Annotated in this window: 9 protein-coding genes and 1 pseudogene; 5 read left to right on the top strand and 5 right to left on the bottom strand. The window is 57.5% G+C overall.

Going from position 1 to position 11,138, the window contains the following annotated elements:
• Positions 1-43 precede the first annotated feature (43 nt).
• The 5 genes from tnpC to ACFW0B_RS15670 form a co-directional block, all read right to left on the bottom strand.
• The gene (gene tnpC / locus ACFW0B_RS15650; protein ID WP_449149648.1) at positions 44-1,570 is read right to left on the bottom strand and encodes an IS66 family transposase; all 1,527 of its coding nucleotides are present in this window, start codon (positions 1,568-1,570) and stop codon (positions 44-46) included.
• 61 nt (positions 1,571-1,631) lie between these two features.
• A complete protein-coding gene (tnpB, locus tag ACFW0B_RS15655) occupies positions 1,632-1,967 on the bottom strand; it encodes an IS66 family insertion sequence element accessory protein TnpB (RefSeq protein ID WP_449149650.1) in 336 nt (111 codons plus the stop codon).
• Positions 1,964-2,281, bottom strand: coding sequence for an IS66-like element accessory protein TnpA (gene tnpA / locus ACFW0B_RS15660; protein ID WP_449149652.1), 318 nt, complete (start codon positions 2,279-2,281; stop codon positions 1,964-1,966). Before tnpA ends, tnpB begins: the two co-directional genes overlap by 4 nt.
• Positions 2,282-2,478: 197 nt before the next feature.
• Positions 2,479-4,332, bottom strand: a complete 1,854-nt coding sequence (locus ACFW0B_RS15665; RefSeq protein WP_449149654.1) for a DNA/RNA helicase domain-containing protein — start codon at positions 4,330-4,332, stop codon at positions 2,479-2,481.
• A 29-nt stretch (positions 4,333-4,361) separates the two neighbouring features.
• On the bottom strand, positions 4,362-4,745 hold the full coding sequence (locus ACFW0B_RS15670; RefSeq protein WP_449149656.1) for a nucleotide pyrophosphohydrolase: 384 nt from the start codon (positions 4,743-4,745) through the stop codon (positions 4,362-4,364).
• 306 nt (positions 4,746-5,051) lie between these two features.
• Here ACFW0B_RS15670 and ACFW0B_RS15675 point away from each other — a divergent pair, with 306 nt between their 5' ends.
• The 5 genes and pseudogenes from ACFW0B_RS15675 to ACFW0B_RS15695 form a co-directional block, all read left to right on the top strand.
• Positions 5,052-6,194, top strand: a complete 1,143-nt coding sequence (locus ACFW0B_RS15675; RefSeq protein WP_449149658.1) for a protein NO VEIN domain-containing protein — start codon at positions 5,052-5,054, stop codon at positions 6,192-6,194.
• Positions 6,195-6,280: 86 nt separating this feature from the next.
• Entirely contained in the window at positions 6,281-7,492 is a 1,212-nt protein-coding gene (locus ACFW0B_RS15680; protein ID WP_449149660.1) for a DUF6361 family protein, read from the top strand.
• A 29-nt stretch (positions 7,493-7,521) separates the two neighbouring features.
• Entirely contained in the window at positions 7,522-9,279 is a 1,758-nt protein-coding gene (locus ACFW0B_RS15685) for a phospholipase D family protein (RefSeq protein WP_449149662.1), read from the top strand.
• Positions 9,276-10,700 carry a DEAD/DEAH box helicase family protein gene (locus tag ACFW0B_RS15690; RefSeq protein ID WP_449149664.1) on the top strand — a complete coding sequence of 475 codons (1,425 nt, stop codon included), beginning with the start codon at positions 9,276-9,278 and terminating at the stop codon, positions 10,698-10,700. Before ACFW0B_RS15685 ends, ACFW0B_RS15690 begins: the two co-directional genes overlap by 4 nt.
• Positions 10,658-11,138: pseudogene (locus tag ACFW0B_RS15695) on the top strand (IS5 family transposase); the annotation flags it as partial. The gene ACFW0B_RS15690 and the pseudogene ACFW0B_RS15695, both read left to right, overlap by 43 nt.

Below are 11,138 nucleotides of genomic sequence, written 5' to 3' on the forward strand. Positions count from 1 at the left end.
TCCCCGTCAATGGTAAGCGTCTGCCCAACTCACCTTGCGTGAGTTAGACCGGCACCCACCGATGCGGCAGCAATTGCCCGATCTCACTCGCCCGCTGCGTCGGCAGCCGCGTAAGCACATCTTTGAGATAGGCATACGGATCATGCCCGTTGAGGCGTGCTGATTGGATCAAGCTCATGATCGCCGCCGCCCGTTTGCCGCTGCGCAGTGACCCGGCAAACAGCCAGTTCGAGCGCCCAAGTGCCCACGGTCGGATCTGGTTCTCGACCCAGTTGTTGTCAATGGGCACGGCGCCGTCATCAAGGTAGCGCGTCAGCGCTGCCCAGCGTTTCAAGCTGTAGTCCAGCGCCTTGGCAGTTGCTGAGCCTTCAGGCACCAAGTCGCGTTGGGCCAGCATCCAGGTATGCAGTGTTTCGAGGATGGGAGCGGCTTTCTCCTGGCGTATTCGCCAGCGCTCTTTATCGCTCAAGTCGCGTGCTTGCCGTTCGATTTCGTACAGACCGGCGATTGAGTGCAGCGCCTGCTCGGCCAGTTGGCTTTTGTTCGCCGCGTGCAGGTCGAAGAACTTGCGCCGGGCGTGGGCCATGCAGCCGATTTCGGTAATGCCTTGCTCGAAGCTGGCCTTATAGCCGGCGAAGTCGTCACAGACCAGCTTACCGTTCCATTGGCCGAGGAAGTTGCGCGCATGCTCGCCGGCACGGCTGGGGCTGAAGTCGTAGACCACGGCGCTCAGGTCGGCGAAGGGCGTGGCGCTGTAGGCCCAGACGTAGGCCCGACGGGTTTTCTTCTCGCCGGGCGCGAGCATCTGTACCGGGGTTTCGTCGGCGTGGATCACGCGCTGGGCAAGCACTGCTTCGCGCAGGGCATCGACCAAGGGCTGGAGCTGTACGCCGGTTTGCCCGACCCACTGCGCCAGCGTCGAGCGGGCGATGGCCAGGCCGGCACGGCCAAAGATCTTCTCCTGCCGGTACAGCGGCAGGTGATCGGCGAACTTGGCCACCATCACGTGGGCCAACAGGCCAGCAGTGGGGATGCCCTTGTCGATCACCTGGGCCGGCACCGGTGCCTGGATCAGCGTTTCGCACTGGCGGCAGACCCATTTCCCACGCACGTGCTGTTCGACGGTGAACACGCCCGGTGTGTAGTCGAGCTTTTCGCTGACATCTTCACCCACGCGTTGCAGCTGGCAGCCGCAAGCGCATTGGGTGTTTTCTGGCTCGTGGCGGATCACGGTACGCGGGAATTGCGCTGGCAGCGGCGCACGCTTGGGCTGCTGACGCGGCTCAGCCGGGGCGGTCGGCGGGTTCACCGCCTTCAGCTCGGCCTCGATGGCGGCGATGTCGGTGTCGATCAGGTCTTCCAGCAAGCTGCCTTGGGCAGGGCTCAGCTGTTCGCTGCGCTTGGCGAACTTGTGCCGTTTGAGCAGAGCGATCTCGTGGGTCAGCTGTTCGTTGACCGTTTCGATGCGCTGGATCTTCTTGCCCAGCGTATCGACTTGCGACATCAACTGCGCGGCCAATGCGCGCAGTTGGTCGGGGGTCATCTGGTCGAGGCTGGGCGAGGAAGTCATGCCGGCGATTGTCTCAGAGCGGGCAATCCGCGGCGACGAATCGATAGGCTAATGGCAGGTGCTACAGCACTGTGATCGAGCCGCCCGAACCCACACGTTGCCAGGGTAAACCCAGCACCAACGCCTGAAGTTGCTCGGCGTCCAGCTCCACTTCGGCGCCATGTCGAAGACCCGGCCAGATGAAGCGCCCCTGGTGCAATCGCCGGGCAGCGAGCCAGATCCCGACACCGTCGTGCACCAGCACCTTCATCCGGTTGGCCCGTCGGTTGGCGAACAGATAAGCACAGTGCGGCTTCGCCGCACCGAATACCGCCACCACACGGGCCAACGCGGTGTCAGTGCCGGCGCGCATGTCCATCGGCTCGGTAGCGAGCCAGATAGCGTCGATGCGGATCACTGCGTAAGCCCGCGTATAAACCGGGCGCAGCCTTCAGGATCGGAGGCAGGCCACTTTACCGTGAGCGCTTGCTGCCCAAGCGGTAGCTCGATGATCACCGCTGCCTCGGGCTGGCGCTTCGCCTCAGTGTGTAGCGGAATGAAGGCAGGCAATGTCGTCGTCGGCTGATCGCAGTAAAGCGGTAGCCATTTGCGGACGACGTTGGCGTTGATGCCGTGACTCAAGGCGACACTGGCCACCGAGGCGCCTGGCTGGAGGCACTCCTGGACGACCTGGGCCTTGAACGGCTTGGGGTAAGAGTTTCGCTGGCGCATGAGGATCCGCTTGCAAGGGCTAAAAATGGTGTCCACTTAAATAGGTGGACACCATCGCCCTTAATACAGGGATCAGGTAGGTGCCTTCGCAGAACGCTTACCGTCAATGGGCTCGAAAGCACTTTGGTCTGTCCCGGAATGCGCGAACACTACCTTAGGTGGATAGTTGAGTGGGTCTACAGTCAGGATCGGTCTTACTACAACCGCTCCCGCAAATAAGCTGCAGTCTCCTGATCTGTGCAGTACACGTAGCAGCCCTTCATGCCGCGAGTCATAAGGGTCCGGTAGGTGTTCTTGATGATCTGGTCCGTCTCCTGCTTGGCCAGGTCAGGGTATTCCTTCATCAGCTTCTTGTAGCCGCGAATCGATTTGTCATGTTTGTCTCGTTGATCCGGGGCTGTGATGACTTGCCCGTTCCTGACGATCAGATCGGGACCAATGATGACGCCGATGTAATCGACCTCCAGGCCCTGGCAGGTATGAATGCAGCCCACCTGCTCAATCGAGTTTTCGGCGATGATCCAGAGGCTGCCATCCTGGTCGAGATTCCATTGGCGCCGGTAGTTCTCGCCAATGATGATGTCGTGTGCAGTCGAGTCCTTCTTACTGCGCCAGGGCCAACAATAGCCGGCGACGACACGGGCCTTGTTTGACTTGTTCTTCGCTTCCACCGCGGCATGGAGTGCTTCAGGGGTGTCGAACACCTTGAATTCGTACTCGTCGCCGTTGAGCTGCTTGTTGGCGGTGGGGCGGATATCGAGGACGTCGTCCAGCCAGGCTAGGTAACCGTCGGAGCCACTGCAGCGGAACTGCGAAGCAAGGCTGTACTCCTCAACTGTGGCCCCCTTGGCCTCTGCGAATTTCCTGATGGATTGCTTGCTGCCGATGTCGCTGAGCGTGACGCGCTGATCCTCATCGATGAAAAAGATCGCGCACTTGGACGACTCAATAAGCTCCTTGATCTGGTTTTCACCCAGGTTGCCGTAAAGCCCGCTCTTTTCGTTGAGACGATGGGCTTCGTCAACGATCAACATGTCGAAGGTGTTCGGTTCGGTATCAATGAAGGCCCCCGAGCCTGTGAACATATACGAGAACTTGCTTCGCGTGATTGAGCCAACCAGCTTTGATTCGTACACCTTGCGCGGTGCTGCGTTCTTGGAAACGTACTTGCCTACCAGGCCGAGTGACGTGAGATGCACGAGAAGATTAATGGCGAGCACCGTTTTTCCCGTGCCGGGTCCCCCTTCGATGATCAGAACCCTGGGTTGCGCTTCGGATGCCGACTTGGCAGCCGCTATCGCCGATTCGTAGACCTCTTTTTGGTCATCGATCAGCACGAACTCTGGCTGAGCAGCGAGGAGTCCCTTCAATGAGTCGGCGAGTGCTTTAGAGGGGCGAATTTTCCCATTCGCCAGCTCGTAGAGCACCTTCTTGGAATCACCACATTTGATGTGCTTCTTGATGAAGGCGCGCAGGCGCTCCAGTTCCTCTTTGCCTTTTAGGAATAGAGGAGCCTTCTCCAAATAGGCCTGGTAGTGGGGCGAGTCGATCACACCGTCCCGCACATAGTTGTGCAGGTAAGCGCAGGGGCGCACGGAGATGCTGTCTTCGTAGACGGCCTCATTGAATCCCTCCAGCAGCGACGCATAGGACCAAGCTTGGTACGAGGGGTGCACTACCTCGCGCAGCCCTTTGCCCAACGCAGTTTTCACGATGGCGTCTTTGCTGGTAGCCGTGATCTTGTGCCACTGCTTCAGTTCGACGAGCACGGCGTTCTTTGCGCCCGACGCATCGTGCCCGGTAAGGGTAACGTCGATACGCTTCGAGGTTTGTGGGATATGCAGCTCGATTGCCAAGCCGGCGTCGTTGGGGACTTCTTCATCCCGTAGCACCTTGGCCATGTAGCCAAGAGATCCTTTCCAGGAATTGACCTCCGACTCTGCGACCTTTTTTCCGGTTGCGGTCTTGAAGCTTTGAAGGATCACATCCTCGATGTCGTCATTATCGTGATCGTGGAGGAACTGCTTCTTGGTGGCTTCGTAAACGATCAACTTCAGTCTTCCTTGGCAGGCGCCTTAACTCAGATCTGGTTGTACTTCTTGCTCGTGTTCCAGGCCTTCTCGACCGGGTATTTCTCGCCGTTCAGCTTCAATTTCTGTTGCACTGCGGCGCTAAGGTCGACGCCCAGCACCGAGGCCAGCCGCACGACGTACATCAGCACGTCGGCCAATTCGTCCTTCACAGCCTGGGCCGTTTCCGGATTTCGGGCTGCTTCCTTAGAGGCGTCCTCAGTCATCCACTGGAAGATCTCGGTGAGTTCACCCACCTCTCCACCCAGGGCCATCGCCAGATTCTTGGGAGAGTGGAACTGAGCCCAATTTCGATCATTGGCGAATTGCTCAAGCTTTTTGGCGAGCTGGGATACGTCGACCAGAGGGGAGGGCGTAGTGGATGCGTTCGTCACGTGGATGTCCTGTGATGTCCTGATCAGGCAGCGGAGGTAAGGGGCCAGCGTTGTGCCTGTATGGCTTCAGCTCGACACCATACGTCCTTCAGACGAAGTGAAAAAGCCTGTAGGACTTTCTCACCAATCGTAAGAAGCGGTTTACATGCCAGAAGGCCACTGTCGAGTGTGAAGTCATTGATATAGGACGTTCCATCTAGGCGTAACCGCTCGCTTCGGACGTTGGTCAGGCTCTTACAAGTCTTGATTTTGTGTAGGACAAAGCTGACAGTTGCTCGGAAATTTTACTGCAAGGACGCATAGCCAGTGCCCCAGCTTTCCCTCCTGAAAAGCCCGGCCGCCGTACAGGCCGCAATGGACGAGTTTTCGCAACTGGGGCGGGTGGCGTTTCTCAAGCGCTACGGCTTCGGCAAATCCAGGGATTACTTGGTACGCAACCCTCGGACGGGGGAGCTCTGCGATTCCAAGGCGATCGTAGGTGTTGCCTTCGGCAAGCAATTCCCTAATCAAGGTGTCCTGGGGGCGGAGGATTTCTCCGGCGGCGAAGCGACCGTGGTGCCTCTTCTTCAGTCAATGGGCTTCGAACTTCACCGCATCGGGGAGGGCTGGTCAGAAGACGAGGTCCAGTCGACGGTCGCAGACTATTTCGAAATGCTGCGATTAGAAGCTGATGGTTTGGCCTACAACAAGTCTGAGCACAATGAGGTGCTGCGCAGGCAACTCAATGGGCGCAGCAAGGCATCTGTTGAGCTGAAGCATCAGAACATCAGCTCCGTCCTCGCTGGTCTGGGGTTGCCTTTCATCCAAGGCTACAAGCCACGCGGCAACAGCCAGTTGCTATTGCGCAAGGCTGTGCAGGAGTACGTCATCCAACATTCGGTAGCAGTGGGCAAGATCGTCGATGCGTTGGAGGAGGTGAAAACCCCGGCGGAGAAATCTTATTCGGCTGTATTGGTTGATTCTCCTGCCAAGGAAGAGCGAAAGAAGCTTGTTGTGCCGGCGCCTGTTCGACAGCGCCTGCCGCGCAAGCTCGACTACGCCGCTCGGGACGAAGCGAACCGCAAGTTAGGACGGTCAGGAGAGCATTGGGTAATTGGCTACGAGCAGCACCGGTTGACGGAAATGGGCCATCCTGAGCTATTCCAGCAGTTGGACTGGGTCTCGGAAACTCGAGGAGATGGCGCCGGCTACGACATCCTCTCGTTCGAGAATGAGGTGCTACATCGTTACATCGAGGTGAAAGCCACAAATGGAGGTATCGCGACTTCGTTCATCGTCAGCCACAACGAGTTGGAATTCTCCAGAGAGACAGACGACCAGTTTTACCTCTATCGGGTGTTCCAGCTCAGTAGTGACCCGAAACTCTTTATCCTGCGTGGAGATCTGTTGGACCAGCTCTATCTGACGCCGCTGGATTTCAGGGCCAGCTTTCGCGAGCACTTTAGGTAATAGTGGAGCACGGGCATCCACCTTAAGTCAGTGTCCACTCAGTCCGGGACAGACCAGGAACCTATTTTTGAAGGGAAGCGAGAAATTTGACCGCATCTTTAACCTGGCTGGACCTGACCTCAGCCGACCGCGATAAGGTCCGCCAAATTCTTGATCTATTTAAGGAGCAGGGTACTGTCGACGAGCTCGGCCTGGGCAGCCTCCGCGATGCCTTGTCTGACGCACTGTTCCCAGGGACTTCAGTACTGCATACGCGCTTGCGCTATGTGCTGCTTATCCCGTGGATTTACACACGTCTCGAGCAAATGGGGGCGGGAGGGGATATCGCCAGAGCTGCGCGCGCTAAAGAGGTGGAGTTGATCTCCTATCTTGCAGACCAAGGCAATGATGGTGTGATCGGTATCCAGGCACGGGAGTCTCTTGCTCGTCTGCCAAGCAGCGTGTATTGGGCTGCACTGTCTCGTTGGGGTATTTTCGTGCCTCGACAAAGTCTCAGCTGGTATCACGCCCATTTTGATGATCTACGCCGCGAGGCTCGTCGACCAGAGGCTTCGGCTGACGATCCTGGTGTGCTTTTATCTGGCCGCTATACCTGGCACCCGAGATTGCCATCTTTGTTCGCGGGACTCTCTGAGGCGGCAGGGTTTTCTCTGAGTCGAGAGGAGGCTGAGTTCGTACAGGCGCAGATTCGTGCCAACTGTAATGGCTCATTGCTGGGTTGGTTGGCTGATCATGATCTTGCCAGTCAGTCCAAAGAGCTTTGGCAGATTCGCCTGGGATCGGACGCGCCCACTCAGATCGTTACCACACTCGAATTGGCTCGGCAGTTTTCATTGGTCATTGAAGGGGCGCCGCTCCTTTACAACCTGATGTTGGCGGAGAAGCGAGGCAAGGCCAATCAGTCGGAAGGTGATCTAGTAACCGCGGACTCTTACCGCCGGGAATTTTCCGAGTGGATGGAGAGGGCCAGGACAGACCTGCAGACATTCCAGCCGGAGGGATTGTGGGCTTTCGTGGCGGGTCAGCAGGTGCGAAGCCCAGAGCTTCAGCGCCGTTTTGTCGAACGCTGGTTGCAGCGTGTCAGTCATGGCGATGCTGAGCGAGCGCTTGATGATCGCGAGTTACGGTCCCTGATTGAGACGCGAGAGCGACAGCTCAAAGGACCCACGCGGGCGCGACTCGCTAATGCTGGCCGGTTGGCAGACTGGAGTGGTCGTGTAGGCGTTGGGCGAATGGAATTTCGCTGGAGCCAAGTGCGTCGGCTGCTGATGGATCTACATGAGGGGTTGTCACGCTGATGTTGTCTCCTGATTCCCGTGCCGTGGCCATGGATTTGCTCAAACCGCCACCAGGTTACCGGCTAGATCGAACCGTATTGACTACCTACAGCCTGGATTTGGAGGTGCTGCTGGCCTTGCCGCTAGCGGTATTAGCTCAGACAGATGCCGGAGTTGAGCAGCTTCTACAGGATCCGCTGGTGTTGCTGGAGGCGATTCGTGAGGCTGGCGAACGCATACAGGTTTTTGTCGATGAGGCCGGCATTGCCGTACCTGCTAATGGCCGGACTCTATATGGGGCGTTGGAGTCCAGCGTCCATCCGGTAAAAGCGCCGAACGGTGGAGCCTTCCACCCCAAGGTCTGGGTCGCTCGTTTCCTGTCCGAAGATCAATCACCGCTGATCCGAGTATCGGTGGCTTCTCGCAATCTAACCTTTGACAGGTCTTGGGATATTGCTCTGACGTCGGAGGCTTTGCCCGGCAAAAGAACGGTTTCCGCCATTAAGCCGCTGGCTGACATGTTGCGTCGATTACCAGGACTAGGCAATGAAGCGCTGGATGACGCCGTTACTGCCGGTATTGAGCAACTGGCGCATGAAATACAACGAACGGTTTTTCCGGCGCCGGAGGGCTTCGATAGCGATCTTGAGTTCCATGTCTTGGGTCTTGGCAAGCAAAGAGGCCATTGGTGCCCAGTTGAACAGGTAACTCGGGTACTGGCTATTGCCCCCTTTGTATCAGACAAGGCGCTGCATAAAGTTGCCAGCCTGGCGTCAGGTGAATCTTTGTTGGTCAGTCGTGCTGATCAGCTCTCGCAACTTGACGTAGATCTGTTGGGGGCATGGAGTCGCGTAGAAGTGCTGAGTTCAACAGCAGATGGGGAGGCCGAGGATGGTTCTCAGGCACGTCCTTCAGGACTACATGCCAAGCTGATGGTCTTTGAGCAGGGGCACCGTGCCACCTGGTTTATCGGCTCTGCCAATCTGACTGATGCAGCCTTTACCGGGAATAACGTCGAGGTGATGGTGTCCGCTTCCGGTCCTAAAGGACGTCCGGGAGGCAAAGGCGTCGGCATCAACCTTTTTCTGGAGTCGGGCTTTCGGAGGCTGTGTGAAGACTACGATTTTGCTGAGTTCACACCCGACGAAGAAAGCGCCAGAGATGCGGCAAACAAGCTCAAACTGTCTCGTGAGGCGTTGCTGGGGGCGGAGTTGTATGTCAGTTGTCGACCGGCAGAAGGCGATTGGCAAATGGCAGTGCATGGGGGGATTGTCTTGCCTCAAGGCGTTACCCTAACCACCTGGCCCTTATCGGTTGAAGGGCATCAGGCCAAGACGTGGCAGGACGGTGTGAGCTGGAATCTGCCAATTGCCAGGCTGACAGCATTTGTAGCTTTCAGCATTGCAGTAGATGGTCATGACGAGGAGCTTCGTCTTGCCATCAAGCTGCCTGTGGAAGGGATGCCGGAGGAACGGATCCATCATGTGCTGCGCACGCTGATCGATAGCCCGGAGCGATTTCTGCAGTTCCTGCGGGCTCTGCTTGGTGGCTTGGAGGAGATTGCTGGGCTCATTGGAGAAAGATCCGGGCAGCCTTGGAATTTTGCCGGAGGTCAGGGGCTCCGTGGGGAACCATTACTGGAAGATATGCTACGTGCGGCCTCGCGTGATCCGCAGCGGTTGATCCCGGTACGGCGGTTGATTGCTGATTTGCGTCAATCGGAAGAGGGACGAAAGATCGTGCCGGATGAGCTTTATGCCGTCTGGCAAGCAGTTGATTCTGTGCTGGCTGACAAGGAAGCTCAATGAAACGACCGGATGTCGATAGCGTTCTAGCACCTCTGAAGACGTTCCAGAGGCGCACAGTGGAACATGCTTTCTTTCGCATGTTTGATGTTGATGACAGTACTGGCCGCTTCTTGGTTGCTGATGAGGTAGGACTTGGCAAGACGCTGGTCGCCCGAGGTGTGATTGCTAGGGCGATAGACCGACTCTGGCAAGATGTCGATCGGATTGATGTGATCTATATCTGCAGCAATCAGAGTATTGCCCGCTCCAATCTACCTAAGCTACGGATCACCGGTAACAACCAGGTTAGTTTTTCCCTTGCATCTCGCTTGACAATGCTTGCCACCGAGCTTGCTCCCCGTGAGGGCCAGCGGGGATTGGCTGACAGCAAGCTGAACTTCGTCAGTTTTACCCCGGGCACCTCTTTTAACATGGGGCGATCGACCGGCATGCAGAATGAGCGCCGGTTGTTGTTTCACCTCCTCGATGGCGTAGTTATGCCGAGAGTTGGCCTGATGAACTTTCTCCAGGGGGCGGTCAGGGACCGTGATCGCTGGCGTCAGCAGCTTAATGACTGGCCAATGCCGCTGGAGAAGGGCATTGCTGCGCGTTTCCGTGAGCGATTCGAGGATAGTGGGGGTCTGCAACACGAAGTCTCTCAAGCCGTGACCGGATACTTCGCGCGTTACCGGGAGTGCTATCCGACGGATGCCGGTCACTTACGCCGACGTTTGATCGGGGAGCTACGCCAACTGCTGGCTGAGGTTTGCGTCGAAGCCCTGGAGCCAGATTTGATAGTGGTAGATGAGTTCCAGCGATTCAAAACACTTCTGGACCCCGCGCAAGCCGAATCTGATCCTGCGGCAGAGATCGCACAGGCACTTTTCAGCGCCAAATCATCGGCAGGAGACCCAGCGAGGGTGCTGCTGCTCTCCGCCACTCCGTACAAGCTGTTCACCACCGACGCGGAGATCGAGCAGGAGGACCACTACAAGGATTTCATTGCGACTACTGCGTTTCTGCTGGGGCATGACGAAAAGCGCGTTGGCCGTCTGAAATCCGCGATTACTGAATATGGTCGCGGGTTACGCCGTGCCGCTGGAGGAGAAATGGATCAGGTTCTGCCAGCCAAGCAGGAACTCGAGCTCTGCTTGCGAGAAGTGATGGCTCGCACTGAACGAGTGGCCGCTACGGAAGAGCATGACGGCATGCTGATTGAACCCAGCAATACTCTAAATGTGCAGCCTGAGGATGTCCGCCAGTATCTGGCGGCAGATGCAGTGTTCCGCGCAGTAGGCGAGCGAGACCCAATGGTTTACTGGAAGGCAGCTCCCTACCTAGGTTCTGTACGAAAAGTCGGTGCAGGTAGAATTGCCGCCATGATTGGCTGGAGGCCCACATGGCAAGGCGCTACGAACTCCCGGATGCGGGCTGGGAGTTGATCAAGGATCTGGTTTCCCCGGAACAGAAGCTGGGCCGACCTCGAAGTGATGATCGGTTGGTGCTGAACGGCATCTTCTGGATCCTCTGCTCCGGAGCCGCCTGGCGTGATCTGCCGGAGCGTTTCGGCCCGTGGTCGACGGTGTATCAACGGTTCCGTGACTGGCGAGACGACGGCACGTTTGACCGAGTACTTGAGCGATTGCACGTCCGGCTGAATCAGGAAGGCCTGATTGACCTGGAGTCGTGGATGATCGACTCCACTGCGGTGCGCGCAACCCGAGCCTCTTCTGGCGCCGGGAAAAAGGGGGGGCAGAAGAACCGGTAGACCATGCATTGGGACGTAGTCGAGGCGGCCTGACCACCAAGATTCACCTGATCTGCGATGCCAATGGGATACCTCTTCGCTTCATGCTGTCACCGGGGCAGGCCAGCGACAT

The sequence above is a fragment of the Metapseudomonas phytobenefica genome (genome assembly GCF_043392685.1).
In the GTDB taxonomy this organism is placed as follows: domain Bacteria; phylum Pseudomonadota; class Gammaproteobacteria; order Pseudomonadales; family Pseudomonadaceae; genus Metapseudomonas.

Bases quoted from the DNA above. Each gene is read 5' to 3' on its own strand.
- tnpC (WP_449149648.1), bottom strand. From the start codon at position 1,570: ATGACTTCCTCGCCCAGCCTCGACCAGATGACCCCCGACCAACTGCGC.
- tnpA (WP_449149652.1), bottom strand. From the start codon at position 2,281: ATGCGCCAGCGAAACTCTTACCCCAAGCCGTTCAAGGCCCAGGTCGTC.
- ACFW0B_RS15685 (WP_449149662.1), top strand. From the start codon at position 7,522: ATGGATTTGCTCAAACCGCCACCAGGTTACCGGCTAGATCGAACCGTA.
- ACFW0B_RS15690 (WP_449149664.1), top strand. From the start codon at position 9,276: ATGAAACGACCGGATGTCGATAGCGTTCTAGCACCTCTGAAGACGTTC.